This is a genomic window from Porphyromonas gulae (genome assembly GCF_000765945.1).
Lineage (GTDB): Bacteria > Bacteroidota > Bacteroidia > Bacteroidales > Porphyromonadaceae > Porphyromonas > Porphyromonas gulae.
Window position 1 is genome coordinate 542,049 of record NZ_JRAT01000012.1, and the last position, 22,235, is coordinate 564,283.

The 22,235-nt window shown below is 49.9% G+C and carries 20 protein-coding genes; 6 read left to right on the forward strand and 14 right to left on the reverse strand.

Translation table 11 applies throughout. The annotated features are described in order from the left end of the window. The first annotated feature begins 87 nt into the window (after positions 1–87). Positions 88–1,608: a potassium/proton antiporter gene (locus HQ49_RS05805; protein ID WP_039418881.1), complete on the forward strand. Its 1,521-nt coding sequence runs from the start codon at positions 88–90 to the stop codon at positions 1,606–1,608. On the opposite strand, the gene uvrB is transcribed toward HQ49_RS05805, so the two are convergent. The 7 genes from uvrB to HQ49_RS05840 all read right to left on the reverse strand — a co-directional run bounded on the left by uvrB (position 1,605) and on the right by HQ49_RS05840 (position 10,093). After that, positions 1,605–3,641: an excinuclease ABC subunit UvrB gene (uvrB, locus tag HQ49_RS05810; protein ID WP_039419033.1), complete on the reverse strand. Its 2,037-nt coding sequence runs from the start codon at positions 3,639–3,641 to the stop codon at positions 1,605–1,607. The two genes, HQ49_RS05805 and uvrB, sit on opposite strands and share 4 nt — an antisense overlap. A 206-nt stretch (positions 3,642–3,847) precedes the next feature. Further along, the gene (gene tsf, locus HQ49_RS05815; protein WP_039418883.1) at positions 3,848–4,672 is read right to left on the reverse strand and encodes a translation elongation factor Ts; all 825 of its coding nucleotides are present in this window, start codon (positions 4,670–4,672) and stop codon (positions 3,848–3,850) included. Between the two features lie 140 nt (positions 4,673–4,812). Continuing rightward, on the reverse strand, positions 4,813–5,658 hold the full coding sequence (gene rpsB / locus HQ49_RS05820; RefSeq protein ID WP_039418884.1) for a 30S ribosomal protein S2: 846 nt from the start codon (positions 5,656–5,658) through the stop codon (positions 4,813–4,815). Positions 5,659–5,792: 134 nt separating this feature from the next. Beyond that, a complete protein-coding gene (rpsI, locus tag HQ49_RS05825; RefSeq protein ID WP_039418886.1) occupies positions 5,793–6,179 on the reverse strand; it encodes a 30S ribosomal protein S9 in 387 nt (128 codons plus the stop codon). Positions 6,180–6,188: 9 nt separating this feature from the next. Further along, positions 6,189–6,644 (reverse strand): 50S ribosomal protein L13, encoded by a 456-nt coding sequence (gene rplM / locus HQ49_RS05830; RefSeq protein ID WP_039418887.1) that lies wholly within the window; start codon positions 6,642–6,644, stop codon positions 6,189–6,191. Between the two features lie 1,021 nt (positions 6,645–7,665). Further along, entirely contained in the window at positions 7,666–8,127 is a 462-nt protein-coding gene (coaD, locus tag HQ49_RS05835; RefSeq protein ID WP_005873821.1) for a pantetheine-phosphate adenylyltransferase, read from the reverse strand. Positions 8,128–8,158: 31 nt separating this feature from the next. Then, positions 8,159–10,093 (reverse strand): DNA topoisomerase IV subunit B, encoded by a 1,935-nt coding sequence (locus tag HQ49_RS05840; RefSeq protein ID WP_039418889.1) that lies wholly within the window; start codon positions 10,091–10,093, stop codon positions 8,159–8,161. Between the two features lie 178 nt (positions 10,094–10,271). Between HQ49_RS05840 and HQ49_RS11350 the strand changes: the two genes are divergently transcribed. The 5 genes from HQ49_RS11350 (at position 10,272) to HQ49_RS05865 (ending at position 15,279) form a co-directional block, all read left to right on the forward strand. Next, complete coding sequence (locus HQ49_RS11350; protein WP_152567076.1) at positions 10,272–10,457, forward strand: hypothetical protein; 186 nt, start codon at positions 10,272–10,274, stop codon at positions 10,455–10,457. A gap of 591 nt (positions 10,458–11,048) precedes the next feature. Then, complete coding sequence (locus HQ49_RS05850; protein WP_080745561.1) at positions 11,049–12,743, forward strand: agmatine deiminase family protein; 1,695 nt, start codon at positions 11,049–11,051, stop codon at positions 12,741–12,743. A 142-nt stretch (positions 12,744–12,885) separates the two neighbouring features. Continuing rightward, on the forward strand, positions 12,886–13,455 hold the full coding sequence (locus HQ49_RS05855; RefSeq protein ID WP_039418892.1) for a DUF5063 domain-containing protein: 570 nt from the start codon (positions 12,886–12,888) through the stop codon (positions 13,453–13,455). Between the two features lie 19 nt (positions 13,456–13,474). Then, a complete protein-coding gene (locus HQ49_RS05860; RefSeq protein WP_018964303.1) occupies positions 13,475–14,077 on the forward strand; it encodes a 3'-5' exonuclease in 603 nt (200 codons plus the stop codon). Continuing rightward, positions 14,074–15,279, forward strand: coding sequence for a class I SAM-dependent rRNA methyltransferase (locus HQ49_RS05865; RefSeq protein WP_039418893.1), 1,206 nt, complete (start codon positions 14,074–14,076; stop codon positions 15,277–15,279). The genes HQ49_RS05860 and HQ49_RS05865 overlap by 4 nt, the downstream gene beginning before the upstream one ends. A 62-nt stretch (positions 15,280–15,341) precedes the next feature. Here the strand turns inward: HQ49_RS05865 and HQ49_RS05870 are convergent, their stop codons facing one another. The 7 genes from HQ49_RS05870 to pyrB all read right to left on the reverse strand — a co-directional run bounded on the left by HQ49_RS05870 (position 15,342) and on the right by pyrB (position 22,199). Beyond that, positions 15,342–16,163 carry a transporter substrate-binding domain-containing protein gene (locus HQ49_RS05870; RefSeq protein WP_230493670.1) on the reverse strand — a complete coding sequence of 274 codons (822 nt, stop codon included), beginning with the start codon at positions 16,161–16,163 and terminating at the stop codon, positions 15,342–15,344. Between the two features lie 6 nt (positions 16,164–16,169). Then, positions 16,170–18,230: a putative porin gene (locus HQ49_RS05875; RefSeq protein ID WP_039418895.1), complete on the reverse strand. Its 2,061-nt coding sequence runs from the start codon at positions 18,228–18,230 to the stop codon at positions 16,170–16,172. 7 nt (positions 18,231–18,237) lie between these two features. Beyond that, on the reverse strand, positions 18,238–19,488 hold the full coding sequence (locus HQ49_RS05880; RefSeq protein WP_235290073.1) for a TPM domain-containing protein: 1,251 nt from the start codon (positions 19,486–19,488) through the stop codon (positions 18,238–18,240). Positions 19,489–19,566: 78 nt separating this feature from the next. After that, a complete protein-coding gene (locus tag HQ49_RS05885; RefSeq protein WP_018964298.1) occupies positions 19,567–20,163 on the reverse strand; it encodes a LemA family protein in 597 nt (198 codons plus the stop codon). 37 nt (positions 20,164–20,200) lie between these two features. Further along, the gene (locus HQ49_RS05890) at positions 20,201–20,788 is read right to left on the reverse strand and encodes a flavin reductase family protein (protein WP_018964297.1); all 588 of its coding nucleotides are present in this window, start codon (positions 20,786–20,788) and stop codon (positions 20,201–20,203) included. Between the two features lie 28 nt (positions 20,789–20,816). Beyond that, complete coding sequence (gene pyrI, locus HQ49_RS05895) at positions 20,817–21,272, reverse strand: aspartate carbamoyltransferase regulatory subunit (protein WP_039418896.1); 456 nt, start codon at positions 21,270–21,272, stop codon at positions 20,817–20,819. Positions 21,273–21,284: 12 nt separating this feature from the next. Then, positions 21,285–22,199, reverse strand: a complete 915-nt coding sequence (pyrB, locus tag HQ49_RS05900; protein WP_018964295.1) for an aspartate carbamoyltransferase — start codon at positions 22,197–22,199, stop codon at positions 21,285–21,287. Positions 22,200–22,235: the final 36 nt, after the last annotated feature.

Consider the following 22,235-nt stretch of genomic DNA (forward strand, 5'->3'; position numbering starts at 1 on the left):
TGCTTATCTTTGCAGAGCTTGCTCTGTGAGCCAAAAACGAATCTTTCTCCTACAACATCTTCGTATAACAAGCATAACTGAAAGCTGATGTTATCTACTGAACACTTCCTCCTCTTTGCTTCTATTGTCCTATTTGCAGGTATTATGGCCGGAAAGGTAGGCTATCGTTTCGGTATCCCTACCCTTTTGATCTTTCTCTTCACCGGCATGCTCTTCGGAGTGGATGGATTCGGGTTTCAGTTTTCTAATGCCGATGTGGCACAGTCGGTAGGGATCATCGCTCTCTCCATTATTCTCTTCACCGGTGGTATGGATACGCGGATCAGAAAGGTGCGTCCGGTCATTGCACAGGGGCTTACGCTGTCCACTTTGGGTGTCCTGCTGACAGCTCTTCTATCCGGTTTCTTTATCTTTTGGCTGAGCGGTTCGGAGTTTGGCCCTTACCGGTTCGCTCTTTCTACCTCTTTGCTGCTGGCTGCCACGATGGCCAGTACCGACTCGGCTTCGGTATTCGCTATCCTCCGTTCGCAAAAGATGCAGCTCAAAGAGAATCTGGCTCCCACACTGGAGATGGAGAGCGGTAGTAACGACCCCATGGCATATATGCTGACCATTGCACTCATCGATTTCATCACCACCGGTCAGAGCGGAATAGGGCCTATTGTTCTGACTTTCATCCTACAGTTTGTCGTAGGCGGTGCATTGGGTTTCCTGATGGGGCGCTTGGCCGTCTTTATCCTCAATCGGATGAATATCCACAACGATACGCTCTATCCTATCACCCTGCTGTGCATGGTGTTTTTCACCTTTTCGGTGACCGCTCTTTTGCAAGGGAATGGTTATTTGGCTGTTTATATCGCCGGTATTGTGGTCGGAAACAATCGGGTTATTCACAAGAAGAGCATCAACACCTTTTTCGATGGTATCACCTGGCTGGTACAGATTATCCTGTTCATCCTCTTAGGCTTGCTCGTCAATCCGAGAGAAATGCTGGATGTGGCACCGTTCTCCCTCGTGGTAGGTGCTTTCATGATTCTCATAGCTCGCCCGTTGGCCGTCTATTTCTGCCTGATTCCCTTCCGCAAAATGTCATTCAGGGGTAAGACCTTTCTCAGCTGGGTCGGATTGCGCGGAGCCGTGCCTATCATCTTTGCCACCTATCCCATGATCGATAATATCCCCGGAGCGGATCAGCTTTTCAATGTCGTCTTCTTCATTACCATACTCTCTCTGCTTGTACAGGGAAGTACGATCTCCCAGGTAGCACGTTGGCTCGGACTGGATATTCCCTCGCCACCGATAGGTAGCCTGTTCGGTGTGGAAATACCGGAAGAGACGGGAACCAAGTTGGAGGAGAGAGTGGTGGACGCTTCCATGCTGTCCCATGGCGATCTACTGATGAACCTTTCTCTTCGTGACGAAGAGCTTGTCATCCTGGTACGAAGAGGCGAGGGTTATCGGGTACCGAAAGGGCGTATGCACTTGCAGGTGGGAGACGTGCTACTGATCGTATCCGAAAAGAATCTTTCCCAGACACCGATCTCAGGCGATCCGGAGAATTACCCCGGTCTTCTGCAACGTCTCAAGCACAGACTCCTGCGCCGTTAGGCTGTGAGTTGCTCCAGCTTCTTTTCCAATCGTGCGGCTTCGTCCCGAAGTCGTGCTGCTTCCAGAAAGTCCAGCTCTTTGGCTGCTGCCAGCATTTGCTTCTTGGTGGAAGCAATGAGTGCTTCCAGCTTGGGTTTGCTCAGATAGTCGGCCAAAGGATCGGCAGCAATCATGCTGCTCTCCTCTATGTACGCACCGGATTCTGTGCTGGATTGCAAGACTGAGACATCGCCTTCTCCCCAGATAGCAGCACTATTCTTCACTATCTGTTGGGGGGAGATGCCGTGCGCTTCGTTGTAGGCCAACTGCTTGGTACGCCGGCGTGCGGTCTCGTCCATGGTGAGCTGCATACTGTCAGTGATCTTGTCCGCGTAGAAGATGACACGCCCATGAATATGTCGGGCAGCACGTCCGGCAGTCTGCGTGAGCGAACGATGCGAGCGGAGAAATCCTTCCTTATCCGCATCCAAAATAGCCACAAGCGAAACTTCCGGCAAGTCCAATCCTTCGCGGAGCAGATTCACCCCGATGAGCACATCGTACACCCCCTTGCGCAAGTCTTCCATGATGCGCACACGCTCCAGCGTGTCCACATCGCTGTGTATGTAGCTGGTACTGATGCCGTGGCGTAGCAGGTATTCGCTAAGCTCCTCCGCCATACGTTTGGTCAGGGTCGTTACCAGTACGCGCTCTTTCTTTTCTATGCAGCGTGCTATCTCCTCCATCAGATCGTCTACTTGGTTTGCTGTTGGCTTGACGTCGATGATGGGATCCAACAGTCCGGTCGGACGGATCAGCTGTTCGACGATCACACCTTCGCTTCTGTTCAGCTCATAGTCGGCAGGCGTGGCACTGATATAAAGAGTCTGGGGTGTAAGAGCTTCGAACTCATCGAAGCGAAGTGGCCGATTGTCGAGGGCGGCAGGCAGGCGGAATCCGTATTCGACCAGATTCTCCTTGCGCGAACGGTCGCCTCCGTACATGGCACGTATCTGCGGTATCGTTACATGGCTTTCGTCTATGACCAACAAGAAATCCTCCGGAAAATAATCCAACAGGCAGAAAGGACGTTCCCCTGCATCACGACCGTCGAAGTAGCGCGAATAGTTCTCTATACCGGCACAATAACCCAACTCACGGATCATTTCCAAGTCATACGTGACTCGCTCATACAAGCGTTTGGCTTCGTACGGTTTGCCGATTTCTTTCAGAAAATCCACCTGAGCACCCAGATCCACATCGATTTTCCCCACTGCCCGATCTACCTGCTCCTTGGTCGTCACGAACAGATTGGCGGGATATATCTTCAGTTCCGACAGCAGGCCGTATTCCCGTCCCGTGCGTGGATCGAAGGTACTCAGTCGCTCGACCTCTCCATCCCAAAATTCCACCCTATATGCCACGCCGTCATATCCTTCTACGGCGGGGAATATATCCACACTGTCGCCTTTGACGCGGAAGTTGCCGCTCTCGAACTCTACTTTATTGTTCGTGTAGTAGCTCTCTACCAGCAGCCGGATGAAATGATCTCTATCTACCCTTTGTCCCGTATGCAGGCTGATCACTTTTTCGGAAAAAGCTTCGGGATTGGCCATACCATAGAGACAGGATACGGAGCTGACCACAAGGACATCCTTCCGCCCTGACAGGAGCGAAGCCGTAGCCCTCAATCGCAACTTCTCGATCTCCGCATTGATGGCCATGTCCTTTTCGATATAGGTATCTGTGACAGGGAGGTAGGCCTCGGGCTGGTAGTAGTCGTAGTAGCTGACGAAATACTCTACCGCATTCTCGGGGAAGAAAGCTTTGAACTCTCCGTATAGCTGTGCCGCCAAGGTCTTATTATGACTCAGGACAAGGGTCGGACGATTGACCGCTGCCACCACATTGGCCACCGTAAAGGTTTTGCCCGATCCCGTTACGCCGAGCAGCGTCTGTGCCGGCATCCCTTCATTGATGCCCTCCACGAGTTGGCGGATGGCTTCCGGCTGATCGCCCGTGGGCTTGAATCGCGAAGTGAGTTTGTAGTCCATTGCTTGTCTTTTCTGATTGTCGTCGAGCTTATAACTTTCCTCGGACAAAGATAATAGGAGATCATTGTATAGATTTTCAAGACCCTGAATTTCGAGAAAACCGCTTCCGTATCCCGAGCGATTCGGACAAATAAAAAACGGTTATGCTCTGTGGAGTGAGCATAACCGTTCAGGAAGACGAAAGCTACTGTTGCGTAGCTGTTCGATTAGTCGGCGTTGAGCGTGAAGCGCTTGAAGCCTACTACAGTCAGCGTCTTGCTACCGGTATGGAGGTATTGTTCGATGGTCAGCTTGCTGTCCTTCACGAACTCCTGCTGCAAGAGCGTGTTTTCCTTGTAGTACTTCTGCAAAGCTCCCTGAGCGATACGATCCAGCAGATTCTCCGGCTTGCCGGCTTCGAGAGCCTTTTCGCGAGCGATCTGCAATTCCTGATCGATGATGTGCTGATCAACCTGCTCGGGCAGCACTGCCACAGGGTTCATAGCAGCAATCTGCATAGCTATGTCGCGAGCCATCTGGTGTTCTACAGCTTCGTTGAACGCAGCCACGGTAGCCAGCTTATTGCCCGGGTGGATATAAGAAACACTGGAAACACCGCTGATGTATTCATAAGCACCGAGTTCCATCTTCTCACCCGTCACACCGATACGATCGGTGATGTGGTCGGCTATGGCACGTCCGTCTGCCAAAGGAAGGGCGAGCAGCTCTTCTTTATTGGCAGGCTTCTTGTCCATAGCGGTATTGAGGATATTTTGTGTAAGCTCGATGAATTCGGCATTCTTTGCCACGAAATCAGTCTCGCACTTGAGTGCTACGATAGCAGCAAATCCGTCTTTGTCAGCTGAAAGCACGCAGCCTTCTGAAGCCTCTCTGTCCGAACGCTTGGCAGCTACTGCTTGTCCCTTCTTGCGAATGATTTCCATTGCTTTCTCGAAGTCGTTGTTGGACTCTTCGAGCGCATTCTTACAGTCCATCATGCCGGCACCGCTCATCTTACGCAGTTTGGCAATGTCTTGAATTGTTACAGCCATTGGTTTGTTCTATAATGAATGGGTTATTGGTATTCTGTAAAAAAGTTATGAGCCATGAATCATAACCCCTGAGTTTGGAACCTGCATGCTGAGGCCACTCATGGATTATAACCCATAGCTCATAATTCCATGTGTGCTGTTTATTCTGCCTCTTCGGCTTCGGGAGCTTCTGCTACCTCTGCGGCAGCTTCTACCGTAGCTTCGTCCTGATTCTGACGAGAGCGACGAGCTCCTGAGCGAGCGCGACGTTCGCGACGGGGAGCTGCTTCTTCCGTCTCCTCCTCTTCGGGCTTTTCGGCCTTGCGCTCCATCAGACCTTCGTTGATGGCCTGGCACATCGTGCCCACGATCAGCTCGATAGCCTTCAGGGCATCATCGTTAGAGGGGATCACATAGTCGATAAGCGAAGGATCACTGTTGGTATCCACCATAGCGAATACGGGGATGCCGAGACGGTTGGCTTCGCGTACGGCGATGTGCTCTTTCATCACGTCCACCACGAACAGGGCAGAAGGCAGACGGTTCATATCGGCGATAGAACCGAGCGTCTTCTCCAATTTGGCACGTTGGCGAGTGATTTGCAGCTTTTCGCGCTTGGAAAGATTATCAAATGTGCCGTCAGCCGTCATTTTGTCAATCTGGGTCATCTTCTTCACCGCCTTGCGGATGGTGGGGAAGTTGGTGAGCATACCGCCCGGCCAGCGTTCTACCACGTAGGGCATTCCCACTGATTTAGCCAATTCGGCGATAGGTTCTTTGGCTTGCTTCTTCGTTGCAACGAAGAGGATCTTCTTGCCATTTTTCGCCATACCCTTAATAACCTCGGCTGCTTCGTCTATTTTAGCAACTGTTTTGTGCAGGTCGATAATATGAATATCGTTGCGCTCCATAAAGATGTACGGAGCCATAGCCGGATTCCACTTTCTCTTGAGGTGTCCGAAGTGAGCACCGGCTTCCAATAATTGATCAAAAGAAATTCTTGACATTTTCGTTTACGTTCTTTGTAATGATTACTGTTTGCAATCCAAATCGGTAGAGCAGACTCGAAAAGAAATGGAATACTCCCGATTGCAATCCGATGGATTTAGATACTAAACGCGAGAAATATCCTCTAAGGACATTAACGCTTACTGAATTGGAATCTCTTGCGAGCTTTGGGACGTCCCGGTTTCTTACGCTCTACGACACGAGGATCGCGAGTGATGAAGCCTTCTGAACGCAAAGCAGGTTTATCGTCCGGATTGATCTTGACCAGTGCACGGGCGATAGCCAAGCGAGCAGCCTCGCTCTGACCTTTGAAACCACCTCCACGCAGATTGATCTTGATATCGTATTTCTCAGCAACTTCAAGCTTGAGAAGCGGTTGCTTAACGATATACTGCAAGATTGAAGACGGGAAATACTTTTCGATTTCGCGCTTGTTGATGACGATCTTGCCGGAGCCTTCGCTCAGATAAACACGAGCTACAGCAGCCTTACGCCGGCCTATTGCATTGATATAGTCCATAGCTGTCGATTATTTGAGTGAATTAATATCCAATTGCCGGGGTTGCTGAGCCTCATGTTTGTGCTCGGTGCCGGCATATACATACAGATTGCCAATGATCTTGGCACCCAAGCGATTCTTGGGAAGCATACCCTTTACGACCTTACGGAAGAGGAATTCGGGGCCTTTGTTCATCAAGTCACGAGGTGTGAACTGACGTTGTCCGCCGGGATAGCCCGTGTGGCGGAGATAAATACGACCGTCCCACTTATTACCGGAGAGAACGATCTTGTCTGCGTTGATAACGATCACATTATCGCCACAATCAACATGCGGGGTGAAATTGGGCTTGTATTTGCCGCGCAGGAGCTTCGCCACTTTGGCACACATACGGCCAAGTGTCTGTCCTTCAGCATCTACAATGACCCATTCCTTCGTAACAGTTGCTTTGTTCGCAGAAATGGTCTTGAAGCTTAAAGTATCCACTGCTTGTTTTTTTGTTGTTAGTAATTTGGTGAACGATCATCTTTTCTGTCGATTCGGCCGATGCATCAGGAGCTTTACGCACGGACACTGGGCTGCTCCTCTCGGACAAAAACGCACTGAAAATCAAACCGTTCGGCACTATTTGATAATAATCAGCGCGGCAAAGGTACATTATTTTCAGCAAATTTCGGACATCTCGTTACTCTTGTGCATTCAGTTTTTCAAGCGCAAGCACAGCAGCCGTTGGGCAAAGAAAAAGATTTGGCTAATTTTGTCTTCCGAAAAGCATTGCTCCGAACCGTGAATTTCCCCTGTATTGGAGGCGAGCAATTAACTGAAAAAGAGAGTATTATATAGTATGCTACACATCGACAAACTGCCGGCTACGCCCCATCGTCTGACATCAAGCCCGAATAAGCTTCTATTCGGATATTCCACTACAGCGACAGCCCTCGATCCGATCCGAGATTGCAGAGCGGAATCGTGCAGCTACATCGAATCACATGCAAAAGGATAGCATCTTGACATAGACCGATCACACACATATACATACTGCACCCGTTGGAGTTCTCCGTAGAACTCGGCGGGTGCTTCTTTTATATCAGCTTCGGAAAAAGCATTTTTCGAGCCTGCGATTTATATACAAATCAATTACGATCTATATATTTATTGAAAACGATTTATATATAAAACGGAAACGATTTATATACAAATTGAAAACGCTTTATATACAGATTGTTCTCCGACTTGTTTTAATTCGTATTTCAGTCCGTGAAAGTTCATTTCCTCGCTACTTTTGCCTCGCTTTTCTCTTCTCCACAGATGCTTATTTGGAATCATTCCAAACTCATCTTCGTTGTCGAAAACTTTTTTGGCGCATGTTTTTTGAACAGCTTATCACATTCAGAATCTCTCTTTTGCCCCTTCATTGAAAAGCCGGCAAAGTATCGTGAGCTGAATTTGAGGCACAAAAAAAAGCCTTGCAGTAGAGACTTCTGCAAGGCTTTTTGTTTTGATTTTCTCAATCGAGGACAAATCCCTCCGGCAGGAAATCCGAGACGTCTCGTCCAAAGGAGATCAACTCGCGTACGGCACTTGAGCTGATGAAAGAGAGACGCGTGTCGGTACAAAGCAGAACGGTATCCACACCCGAAAGATGACGATTCAGGTCGGCCAAAGTACGCTCGTACTCAAAATCAGATCCAGAACGAATACCTCGCACCAAAGCAGTGGCTCCGGTTTGGCGCACGAGATCGACTGTAAGCCCACTATAAGTAATCACCCCGATAGCAGGACGGGAAGCGTAGTAGCGAGCTATCTGCTCTTGTCGCCGTTCTGCGGAGAAGAGCGTACGCTTTTGTTCATTGATACCGATAGCGATGATCACCTCATCGAATATGGCCAGCGAGCGTTCGACGATGTCGGCATGCCCGCGCGTGAAAGGATCGAACGAACCGGCAAAGAGGGCGATATTCTTTTTCATATTTGATTCTTGGGATATTAAGAAAGTCTGTTCAGAGCACATCCTCATCCACGACTAAGTTGTCAATGATAAACTCCTGACGCTCGCTCGTATTCTTTCCCATATAGAAAGTGAGCAGCTCCTTGATCTTATCCTCGCGCTTGAGGCTGACCGGCTCGAGACGGATATTCTCCTCGTCAATCAAATCCTTGAATTGCTCCGGAGAGATTTCTCCCAATCCTTTGAAGCGAGTGACATCGGCTTTCTTGCCCAGCTGTTTGAGTGCGGCTTGCTTCTCGGCCTCACTATAGCAGTATATATCCGTTACCTGCTTAGGCGTATCGGATTCCTGTTTCTTGCGTCCTCGTTTGGGAGCGGCTCCGAAGGTTTGTTTTTTGGATTCGGGCGGGAGGAAAACGCGGAAGAGTGGCGTTTCGAGGACATAGACATGCCCCTTACGCACAAGGTCAGGGAAGAACTGAAGGAAGAAAGTGATGATCAGCAAGCGAATATGCATGCCATCATCGTCGGCATCAGTGGCAATGATCACACGATTGTAGCGCAGGCCGTCCAATCCTTCCTCGATATTCAAAGCTGCCTGCAAGAGGTTGAACTCTTCGTTCTCATAGACCACCTTCTTGGTCAGACCGAAACAGTTGAGCGGCTTACCACGCAGGCTGAATACGGCCTGATAGTTGGCATCCCGACACGTAGTAATAGAGCCGCTGGCCGAATTGCCCTCAGTAATGAAAATGCTGGTACGCTCCGGTTCCTTGGCCTTGGGATCATTGAAGTGAACGGTGCAGTCACGCAGTTTTTTGTTGTGCAGATTGGATTTCTTAGCTCTTTCGCGTGCCAATTTGGTGATGCCGCTCATCGCTTTGCGCTCGCGCTCGCTCTGCTGGATCTTGCGCAGCATCTCTTCTGCCGTTTCGGTATGGATATGCAGATAGTCGTCCAGTTCTTTCTTTAGGAAGTCGCCCACGAATTTTTGGATCGTAGGGCCGTCCGGCCCCATATCACGGCTGCCGAGTTTGGTCTTGGTCTGACTCTCAAAGACGGGCTCCTCCACTTTGATACTGATAGCCGCGGCCATGCCGCTACGGATGTCACTGTATTCGAAATTCTTGGAGTAGAACTCTTTGATCGTGCGTGCCACGGCCTCACGGAAAGCACTCAGATGCGTACCGCCCTGCGTCGTATTCTGACCGTTCACAAAGCTGTAGAACTCATCGCCGTACTGCTGCGTATGGGTGACGACGATCTCAATATCCGTATCGCTCAGGTGAATGATCGGATACAGTGCATCGCCCGTCATATTCTCGGCCAGGAGATCTTCCAATCCTTTGCGACTGAGGAATTTCTTCCCGTTGTAGAAGAATGACAATCCCGTATTCAGGAAAGTATAGTTCTTGATCATCGAAACGACGAACTCCTCCTGATACCGATAGTTGCGGAAGAGACTATCGTCAGGGGTAAATCGCACCTCCGTACCGGAAGGCTCATCAGAGGCGACAGGATCGGTCTCCTCCAAAAGTTCGGCACGGCTGTATCGTACGCGTTTGGTTTGTCCATCGCGCCATACCGTAACGACGAATTCGGTGGAGAGAGCATTGACAGCTTTGATACCGACACCGTTCAGTCCGACGGACTTCTTGAAAGCTTTGGAATCGATTTTGCCCCCCGTATTCATCTTACAAGTGGCATCGACCAGCTTGCCGAGGGGGATACCGCGACCGTAGTCACGAACGGTAACGGTGCCATTCTCGATCGTAATATCGATGCTCTTGCCGGCACCCATGACAAACTCATCCACAGAGTTGTCCAGCACCTCTTTCAGCAGCACATAGATACCGTCATCGGCATGAGTGCCATCACCCAGCTTACCGATATACATTCCCGGACGACGGCGAATATGTTCGTCCCATTCCAGCGTCTTGATGTCGCTCTCGATATACTCTGTCTGCAACTGTTTTTCTTGCTCCATAGCGTTCTAAATGAGGCCTAAAAGTACAATAAAAAATGGGGAGGCGTTAAAAAAATTGCACGCCCTCCCCTACTTTTGTAGATCGAATCAGAAATCGGAGCATTTGCTCTGCCTCGCACTTTTCTTTTCTCATTTTCGGCTTCAATAGATAGTACACATCTTCGAAGTAGAGTAATTGATGCTTACAGAAGTGCTCTCTCCCGTCATTTCTAAGTTTGATTTTACTTTTGTCCTGTGGCTGTGCGACCAAGGCGATGTCAGGGAATCGATCTTTGCTCAGGTCTCCGGTGGCATGGCTGACTTTCCAACCTTGTGGGACAATTTCTTCAAGGTTACCTCCCTCTTTCGCCAGGCTTTGTTGTGATGTTTTTGGGGCTGTAGCCCGGTATTCACTCAAAAGGAAAGACAGAGTGGTAATGGTCGATAACGAGAGGAACTCTGTACTTGCTTATCTTTTTCATCCGGAATATTATGCTTCATAGTTTTAGCTGCAAATGCGAATAAAAATCCAACAATGAATTGCAGTTTTCCGCTGATTTTTCGAAACAGATACCAATTCCGAACTAAATAAATATATTTGCCCGAAAGCATTTCTATGCATACCAGGGCAATCGCATTTGAACTGTTAACACACTTATAAACCTAACGATTGCTACGTTCGGTTATCAAAACAAGTACGAATTAATGTGATAGAATCCCAAATTATACAAGAAAGAGGCCAAGTATGCAGTATAAACTTTCAAATGCGATAGCCCTGCTATGCATACAGGAGAGAGGATGTTATAGTCCGGCTTTTGTCAGCTTTGCACTTTATCACCGGAATCAACAAGGTCTATTCCCTCACGGACAAGCTCTTTGCCATGTGGATCAATACGCTCTACGACACCTAAGACTTTTGGCGAATGACCTCCCGGCCATAATCAGACCATTATTCATAACCTCCAAATAACAAAGTATGATGAGCACATTTTTACTGAAGAGAGTGATGATCGCTGCATGGGGGCTCGCCTGCCTCACAATGACAGCACAGTCGCAAACGCCCCTTGCCGGCAGAAACATCGCAACAGGCTTGGGATGGAAAGGTGCGGACAAGAACTTCGTCGAGACACCTCCTCCGGCAGGCCCTGTTCGCAGTATAGCAGAGTTCGAACGTTCTGCCGGAGCTCTTATCGCTTTTCCGCTGCGCATTCCGATGGAGTTGGTCATAGAGCTATCCAAGGACGACACCGTCTATACCATCGTAGGGAATGAGAGCGAAAAGGCTAAGGCTATATCCGAATATACGGCTGCCGGTGTGAATATGGTTCATTGCAAGTTCATCACTGCGCCGGTCGATGTAGAAGCTTGCTGGACCAGAGACTACAGCGGTTGGTTTATCATGTACGACAACAACAAGGTCGGGTTGGTCGATTTCCTCTTCGATCGGTCTCCGGCCGTAGAAGATGACTTCCCCCAATACGAAGCCAAGTATTTGGACATGGAGCTTTTCGGCATGAAACTGGTGGAAAGCGGTGGCAACTATATGTGCGACGGATACGGAAGGGCCATGCAGTCCAAAATGGCTTATACGCAGAACCAAATTGACTTAGGTCTGACTCCGGAGCAGGTACAGGAGAGAAAGAAGCAATATCTGGGCATCACGGACTTACAGACTTACATTGACGCCAATTTGATCGCCTATTCCAATAGCCACATCGACTGCTGGGCAAAGCTCCTCTCCCCGAACAAAATAATGGTCTTGCAAGTTCCTGAAACCGACCCCAGATATAGGAAGCTGAAAGCTTTCGTTCAGGAAATAGAGAAATTGACTACCCCTTGGGGCACCAAATACGAAGTTTACAGGGTAAAGACAAACAGCAAAGATCCCTTTACAAACTCGTTGATACTGAATAAAAAGGTTTACGTCCCTATCCTTAACAATGGAGCAATCTCTCAGGCTGCGCTCGAAGCATATGCCAAGGCTATGCCCGGCTATGAGATCAAGGGTATCATCGGGGATTCCTGGAGTTTTGCGGATGCACTTCACTGCCGCACCCACCAAATAGCCGACAAGGGGTATCTCTATATCAAGCATTATCCCCTGTTGGGCGAGCAGAAAGGTCCCGACTTCAAAATCGAGGCGAATGTGGTGTCCTGTGCCAATGCCGCCATCACAGGTGTCAAGTGCTTCTACAGGGTCAATGGTGCCAGAGCCTTTGTCGCTGCCGACATGACCGCTTCCGGAACGGCCGGCCATTATACCTACGCCTTTACCAACCTGAAAGAAAACGACAAGGTGGAATATTACCTCTATGCCGACGATGCCGGCGGACGAAAGGAATGTTTCCCATTCATCGGCGAACCGGATCCTCTTCGATTTACAGCTGTGCAAATACAGAGCATCAGCACTGTCGAAGAGCAAGATGCCGGTTTGAGAACATGGTTCAACGGCAATAAATCGGAGCTTGTCGTATCGGTTCGGGTGGATAAGTCGGGCCAATATCGCTCCAATCTCTACAACCTTAGCGGACAGACGGTGAAAACCGTCACAAAGACTCTCGTCAGTGGCACCACTGTCTATAGCATGGACATACACGACCTGCCACAGGGCACCTATATTCTCCGGATCGAAGGAAATGACAGAACGCTTACGACAAAAGTCCTCAAATAAGATCTGCCCGAACAACGGGAGAGGATCTTATATCTCCCACACATATACTCTGCCGGCACGGGCTATCCCTCCGTGTCGGCAGAGTACATTTATAATATATATGAGGTTGCTCTCCGTTCGCATTATGTAGTAAATTTGCGACATGAAAGAAACTAATGCGGGAAGCGTATATAGTCCGGAGTTAATAGAATTTGCCACAGTGGGCGTTGAATTCTGTGCTCTCGTCGAACAGGCAGCAGCTCACCGGACTACGGATTTCATCGACAAAGCTTCCAAAGTACTGCCTCTTCTCTATTTCAAGACAGCCCTTTTGCCTCCATACGAATACAGCGAAGAGATGGACTTCGTGGAGGAATACATCACGGAAGAATCCTACGAACAGGTACGCTCTGCCGTAGAGTCACAGCTGGGGTCGTACGACTCTTTCCTCGATGCGCGACACAGCGATATGCAATACAGCGATACTCCCGTAGGAGCAAGTATTGGGGAATGTTTGGCCGACGTATATCAGCAGGTGGGCAATCTGCTCGGAGTCGTACGCCAATCGAACGACAGTGCCATTCCTCAAGCCATCGGTCGCTGCCTTACCTACTTCGGCGAATACTGGGGCAATCGGCTCTTGGCTGCTGCCGGTGCTCTGCACGAACTGCGCTACAGCGAGGCCTATCGGACGTGGGAAGAAGAGGAGAGGGAAGAAGCTGAGGACTTATAGTATATAGGACAATAAAATCATGGTAGCCAATATAGATAAAGAAGCTGTTGCCGGCATGGAAGCAGAGGTATTCCCCGGGAGCATCCACCTGATCGACAAATCTGAAGCCATACCTGAAGCCATAAAGCTACTATCGGCCAGCCGCACGATCGGCTTCGATACAGAGACCCGCCCTTCTTTCGTACGTGGTGCCCGTCCGTCGGTAGCTCTGATGCAGATGTCCACAGAAACGGACTGCTTCCTCTTCCGACTCAATATGATAGATATACCGGAGGAACTGCAACAGCTACTGGAGAATCCCGACATACTCAAAGTAGGACTGAGCCTGAGCGATGACATGACGGTGATCAGACGGCGCAAACCGATCGAACCGGCAGGATTCGTCGAGCTACAACGCCTCTGCCCTGCATACGGCATCCGCGATGCCAGCCTTCAGAAAATATACGCCATCCTTTTCGGCAGACGCATCAGCAAATCCCAACGGCTCACCAACTGGGAGGCACGTACGCTGACTGCGGCTCAGCAGTCCTATGCTGCACTCGACGCCTGGGCTTGCCTGCGTATATTCAATCAGCTTATGACACTTCCCACCCCTACCCCTGTACAATTCGCCCTCTTATGACAGCCTTCCCCTCCATTACGCTACTCCCGAACAAAGAGGAATCCGTCAGACGATTCCATCCGTGGATCTTCTCCGGTGCCATAGCATCGATCAGCGGCAATCCTGCCGAAGGAGATCCGGTTCGTATCTTTTCCTCCAAACATGAACCTCTCGGAATCGGCCACTATGAGAAAGGAAGCATAGCCGTGCGAATGCTTTCCTTCGATATTGATATGGTACTCGATGTTTCCTTCTGGGAAGAACGGCTATCTGCCGCTTTCCGACTGCGTTCGGCTCTGGGACTGATCCGCTACGATGATACGAGATCCAAAAATACGGCCTATCGCTTGGTGCATGGAGAAGGAGATGGACTTCCCGGTCTTATTATCGATGTATATGGGCATACAGCCGTGATGCAGGCGCACAGCGTAGGTATGCACCACGCGAGAACGGATATTGCGAAGGCTCTTATAACGACGACTACAGGCTTGGTAGATGCCGTCTACTACAAGTCGGACAGCACTCTACCGTTCAAGGCCGGACTGGAATCGGCCGATGGCTTCCTGATCGGTTCAGCACAAGCCGAAGCAGAGTATGAAAACGGACTTCTCTTCCTGCCCGACTGGATCAAAGGACAGAAGACGGGGTTCTTCATCGACCAACGAGAGAACAGAGCCTTGCTGGAGGAATATGCCTCCGGACGTAAGGTGCTCAATATGTTCTGCTATAGCGGTGGTTTCTCCCTGTATGCAATGAGAGGAGGAGCCTGTAGCGTACACTCGGTGGACAGCTCAGCCAGAGCCGTACATCTGCTGGAAAAGAATATGGCACTGAATTTCGCGGGAGACGATCGTCACGAATCTTATGCTGCCGACGCTTTCCACTTCCTTGACGAGATGGCTGTCGGAGCTTATGATCTGATCGTACTGGATCCACCGGCTTTTGCCAAGCATCGCAAAGTGCTGCGCAATGCTCTGATAGGTTACCGCAAACTGAATGCGGCAGCTTTTCGCAAGATCGCGCCGGGAGGTGTGCTCTTCACCTTCAGCTGTTCACAGGCAGTCAGTCGGGAGGAATTCCGTTTGGCAGTATTTACAGCAGCGGCATCAGCCGGCAGAAAGGTGCGCATACTGCATCAACTTACCCAACCTGCCGATCACCCCATCAACATCTATCATCCGGAAGGCGAATACCTGAAAGGGCTTGTTCTCTACGTAGAATAACTACATCGAGGAATAAAAGTCCCGGCCCTATGCCTCATGCTGTCCTTGGTGGGAATAAAGGATCAATGGTAACGATCGTAAAGCCGCTCCAATTCGCCTGACAAGCGAAGCCGCTCGAACCAACTATTGAGACTGTCCTGCAAGGAGGTTGCACTTCGGCGCACCAACCATGCCTGTCGCAGTTCGAAAGAGAGCGGTACACTGCAGTCCAACGCAGGGAGGAGTTGTCCCAACTTCTTAGCTTCATGTTGGTTACAGACGGTCAGATCGATGTCGCCCGATGCCACCATCATGGCTAATTGCTCTGCAGAATAAGTGGGATCGGTTCGTATATATATACTATCCCCGATTTCCTCGGACAGGTGTTTGACGAACAACCTCGCCGGAGAGCCTTCCGGAATGGTCACCGTCCGTCCGGACAAATCAATCTGGCGACGAATCAAGGCAGTATCGGATCGACGTTGTACCAGATAAAGCCGTCCGAGGTGTATCGGACGAAGAAAGCGGTAGTGGACGGTGTCCGTTACAGCCGTCAGCGGAATGTCTTGTGCAATGATGTCGCATGCACCTCGTCGCAACCTTTCAAGGCTCTCTTTCCAATTCTTTTCCAGACCGATTTCTATCCGAATGCCACTGATTTCCGATAAACGACGTGCCACATCGTAAACAAAACCGGCGGTGGAATCCTGTCCCACATAATAGTCTCTGTCATTGTATCGGGCAATGATCCTCAGCACTCCTTCTCGGTGAATATCAGGATAATCACGCAACGAATCGACAGCGTCCCCACCGGCAGCCCCTCCTCTACCACAGTGGCGCAAAGCAACCATCACGATAAGGACAGAGATCAGTAAAACGCCGTAGAGAGCAATCTGTTTCTTCATTTCCATTTATTTATTGAAGTCGATGGCAATACCCATACGCAGACCACGAGGGTTGTACGGCGTATGCACCAAAGAGAAACGCTTGCTATCGATGAAAGCCTCAGCCAGATTGTACATTTCAAAGAAGAAACGTGAGCGCTTGAGGTGGATATTCACATAAGCATTCATCAGAGGGAAAGACCCTCCCACCTTTATCTCTTGTTGCGTGGTGAATTGCTGTACGGCGGGTTCATAATACGGAGCATAGTAGGAGGAATGAATGCGAGCATCCACTCCCGTCTGTATACGCATCACCTTGGTACTGCTCGGCAGACGGAAGTCCAAATAGAGATTGCCATAAGCCGCCAGCTTCGGTAAAGGCAAAGCCGTACGGTTGCTACTTGTTTGATAAGCCGCTTCCACTTCCCATCGCAAAGCACCCCATCGGTAGGCATGTGCTATCCGCCCTTCCAGGACTTGTATAGGAGAAGAGACCTGTTGGGGGAAAGCCGTATGGTCGAAATATATATAGTTCTTGAGCGTAGCGGATTGCAACGTCAAGGTCGTACCCCAGTCCTTCAGACGAAGAGAGCCACCCAATCTGAGTTGCTGGATGAAATCGAACGATTCGTCCCACCAGTGCACAGTACCATGATGATGACGCAGAAAGTAGCCCGGACGAGTATTGAGAAGTTGCCCCCAAGCTTCCATTTCCGTCTTCCGACGAAGGAGATCGAACGCTGTACTCAATCGTCCTCTGAGTTTGAATGCTCCGGCATCGCTCCCGACAACCGACAGCTCTCCATCGGCTGCAAAGTTGAGATATTTCCCCCCTCGTCGGCTGATCTCTCCCCCGATATAAGTGCTGAACTCCCTGTCCGTAGGGGGTACACCGACTACTGAATCTTGTAGCGTATAAAACCGATTCTCCAATCTGACATAAGCCGTCAGGCCGAACTTAGCCCAGCGATGGAAACCTTCCCGCAAAGAAAGTGCCACCGTATTGTGGTATTCTTCCATTCGCGTGGTATCGTTCGGCAGCACGATCACTTCTCCGGCATCGTTCAGTCGTTTGATGAAAAGATTGGGATAGACGGTACTGTCCAAAGGGCTTTTGACCTTGAAACGGCGGCGACTCTTAGTATAATTGAAAGTATGGGAGATACTGCCCACGGGCACGAATACCATCGTATCGATCAAATGGGGAGCCTCGAATTCATTGCCATCATAATACTCGGTCTGTCCCTCACGATAGAAACCGAGGTTGTAGCGATGGGTCAGACGAGCCGTTCCTTGCCGAAGCGAATTGAACATATTATTGCCGGGAAACTTCACCGGAATATCCGTGGATACGAATTCGTTCGTCCCATTGGCAAAGTTACCCGGATGGATTACGTAGTCATCATTCGTAATCCCTCCGTTCTCTGTCATCAGATAGTAATTATTGCCCACATAAGCATACGCCTCGTAGCGATCGGAACGGTAGCTACCGAAAAAGCGGTAAGAGATGGCTTTCGTCTTGTTGGAGTTGTAGAAACCGTTGCTGTAGATATAATCCACATCGTTACCGATGTTGATTCGCTTGCCTATATTCAAAGCCAAAGTAGAACGCAGCTCTTCCTCTCGCGTCTGATTGTCGCCATGCCGGAGATAGAGCACCTGAGTAGTAGGACTCTTGGTATCGTAGAATCGGGCTGTAAAAGGATCTATCAACATACCGTGAAGCCCGTACATATACATGAACTGCGGATGATAGAGCGGACGATCGAAGAACATTTTGCTCTCCCACGGAGAGTTCAGATTGCCCAAATAACCGATGGCAAGCGAACGTCCCTCGGCTTTCACTCGATTGTAGAAACCGAGCATAGCCGTATCGATGGGAGAGCGCAAGAGATCACCCGTATTGGGATTCAACGTATAGACCTTGAGTTTATCCCCCCGAGCGATCTGCTCTTCTTCGGTAGGTTCCTTTACCTCCTTGCCTTCGAAATCAAACTGATAATCATGTTGTGCAAGAACGGGAACCACTGCAAACCACAGTGATACCACAGCACCGACAATTTTCCTGATACTTCCAGCCATCAACATAGTTAAATTACCAGCCACCAGAGGCTCCACCTCCACCAAAGCTGCCACCACCGAAGCCACCGCCGCCAAAGCCGCCTCCGAAACCGCCGCTGCGGCCTCCACGACCAAGCAGCGAACCCAGCAGGATACCTGCAGCAGCAACTTCGGCATCATTATTGTCTCGGTACTGTTGGGTATGATTCTCTCCGCAGTACAGACAGCGCCATTCCTTGCGAATCATCATGCCCCTGTCCGTACGCACACGCTTTTCTCCCATATAGCGCAGGGCAACCGTTCCGCAGTTAGGACAACGCTTGTAGGAGGTAGCCGGACGATCGTAGCCTATTACCTGCGCATGGTCGCAGGAAGAGCAGGCATAGACTCTGAAATCCCGACTCTTAAGTTTATGCTCCATCTGCTGAGAGGGACTGAGATAACGATCTTCTTCCAAACTTTGATCAAGCAGATGTACCGAATGCTGATGGCAGCGTGGACACAGAGCCATCTCTTTCTTCAGTTTGTTCTGTCGTGATTTGACGATGGCCATCACCACAATAAATCCCGGAGGGAAAAGCAGTAAAAAGACGCATCCCAGCATCGATATTCGCCTGCGAAGAAATTCATATTCCTCCACTGCCGTTGCTCGTGGATATTGCCTGCGATATGAAGTCAGCTGATAGAGTACCGAAGCCGAAGCGAGGAGCATAAAGACGCAATAGAATATAAATATGGTACCCCAGCTCATATTGGAAACAGCAGACCGATCTCCACCGTCAGGCTTCACATCATAAGATCCGTCCAACACCTGCTGAACAGCAACAACTCCCTCGGATAAACCTTCGGCATAGTTCCCCGATCGAAAATGAGGGATCATGCGATCATGTATGATACGGCTCAGCAAACCATCGGGCAAATAACCTTCCAGACCATAGCCCGTCTCGAAGCGTACCCGTCGCTGATCCAGCACGAGTACGAGCAAAAGGCCGTTGTTGTTCTTTTTATTACCGACTCCCCATTGACGCGCCAGCTTCAAGGTAAAATCCTCCAATGGAGCATCACCGATAGACGGGAGAGTAACGACGGCAAACTCGACGGCATAACTGCTGCGGATGGCTCGTAGCCGTCCGTTCATGACCTCCTCCTGGGCATTGCTGAGCAAACCCGCTTCGTCCGTCACGAGCCGAGTGCTATCGGCAAGTTGGACGTTGGGTACATCCTCCGGCTTATATACCCGCTGTGCCGATACACTGGAATGCATCAGAAAGAAGAAAAAGGCCATTAGGAAAAAAGGCCACTCTGCAAGGCTCCGTAACCTGATCTTTGACGAACGCATCATTCGCAAGAGCGAAAAAGAGGATTAGAATTTTACTTGAGGAGCCTTCTCTGCACCTTCATCAGCCTTGAAATAGGGACGCTGATCGAAGTTCATCATACCGGCAATGATATTGGCCGGGAATCTGCGCACAGCCACGTTATATGTCTTGGCTATGGCATTGAAGTCCTGACGTGCTACCGTGATTCTGTTTTCCGTACCCTCAAGTTGCACTTGCAGATCGCGGAAGTTCTGGTTAGCCTTGAGATCGGGGTAACGCTCTACTACGACCATCAAACGGGACAAGGCACTCGATAGCTGATCCTGCGACTGCTGAAACTTGGCCAAGTTCTCTTCCGTCAGATTGTCGGCATTGATATTGGTAGCAGTGGCTTTGCTACGTGCTTCGATCACGGCAGTAAGCGTTTCGCTCTCGTGAGCGGCATAGCCTTTGACGGTCTCTACGAGATTCGGGATCAAGTCCAAACGACGTTGGTACTGGTTTTCCACTTGACTCCAAGCCGTATTGACGGCTTCCTGCTTGTCCACAAAACTGTTGTATTTGACCACACCCCAGCTAAATAGCAGTACAAAAACTGCAATAATGGCAATGATGATTACTGTTCCTTTTTTCATATTCATTCTATGTTTACGTTACTATTAGGTTTATCAGAATGTGCTACTTACGACGTCTGACAGGCGTTTTGTCTTTCTTGACCGACCAGCCGAAATAGCCGAGAAAGTCCCCAAGCGAGAAGTATTCGCCATGCGAATATGCCAGCAGGTTTGCTTTCTCCATATCGAAAGAACCTGTCTCCGGGTCGATATATTGTTGGTCGGCACGCACATTGACCACATCGGCCATAAACATGTCATGGCTACCGAGTGGAATGATCTGTCGTACCTTGCACTCTATGCTGACCGGCGATTCGGCCACCAGAGGAGCTTTGATCAGCTTGGCAGGTTCCACGGTAAGGCCTGTCTCGGCAAACTTGTCATAGTCCTTGCCCGAACGAACACCGCACCAGTCCGTCTGTCTGGCCATGCCGACCGTAGTCAGGTTCAGACCGAACTCGCCACTTTCCTTGACGAGAGCATGGGAGTGACGTTCCGGACGAATACTGACATAGCACATAGGTGGCTGGCTGCATATCGTCCCCACCCAACTGGCCGTAAGCAAATTATAATCCTCCGGCCGAGAGCCGCAACTCACCAATATGGCCGGTAGCGGATAGATAAGTGTGCCGGGTTTCCAATCTTGTCTCATTGTTTTGTTCTTGGAAAAGTTACGCGAACTATAGCAGTTCGATACGTTCATTGGAGAGCTTTCGCTCACAATAGTCGCATCGGAGCGTACACTGTTCGGCATCGATCACACGGAATCGGGTTTGCATCAGTTCGTTGTTCGTAATACACTTCGGATTCGGACAACGGACAAGGCCTACCACCTCCTGTGGCACTTCCACCTGACGTTTTTCTACAACTTCATAGTCCCGAATAATGTTCAGACGTACATTCGGGGCAATAAGGGCGATACGGTTCAATTCCTCCTCGTCGAACGTTTTATCCTCTATCTTGATAACCCCCTTCGACCCATGGCTCCGACTGCGCAGATTGTTGCCGATGGTGATCCGCTTGTCCAAATCATCCAGCTGCAAGAGCGTAGCCACTTTGAACAACTTTGTCGGGGGGATATGGTCTATAACGATGCCGTTTCTAATCGCGGCGACGAGCATTTCTTCCTTTTTCATCACAATATCTGCTTAGTTTGCAACGTCTATGCCGAGCACTTCACAAATAATGGACTGCCTCGTATAAAGTCCGTTCAGTGCTTGCCGGATAAAGTAGGCCTTAGGATTGTCATCCACATCGTAGGCAATCTCCCCCACACGAGGAAGTGGATGCAGTACGCGCAGATTCGGACGGCTGTCGGATAGCATATCGTTGGTCAGCACATAGACATCTTTGACCCGTTCATATTCCTCCATATCCGTGAATCGCTCGCGTTGTACACGCGTCATATAGAGAATATCGCAGTTATTGATCACCTCCTCGTCGAAATGTTTGGTTTCCATATAAGGCAGATCATGCTCTCGACAAAACTGCTTGTATTCTTCAGGAAGAGACAGCTCTTCGGGAGCAACGAAGATAAAGCGAGGACGGAAGTGCGACATACCCTCTATCAGGGAGTGGATGGTGCGCCCGTACTTAAGGTCACCTACCATAGCTATGGTCGTATCGTAGAGAGTGCCCTGCGTCTTGCGAATCGAATAGAGATCGAGCAAAGTCTGTGAAGGATGCTGGTTGGCTCCATCGCCGGCATTGACTACCGGCACACGGCTTACCTCCGAAGCATAACGAGCCGCCCCTTCCAGATAGTGGCGCATAATAATCAGATCGGCATAGTTGCCCACCATGGAAATGGTATCCTTGAGCGATTCGCCTTTCGTAGAGCTGGAGGTGGATGCATCCGAAAAACCGATGATACGGCCTCCGAGACGGTTCACAGCCGTCTCAAAGCTCAGGCGTGTACGGGTCGAAGGCTCAAAGAAGAGAGTGGCTACGACCTTACCTTCCAAAAGGTGCCGATTAGGATTCTTTTCGAATAGCTCTGCCCGATCGAGAATGCGAAGAATATCCTCGGCCGAACACTGGTCAATAGATACGATATGCTTCATTTTTTATGGAATATAATTGAATGATGTGGACGGGGA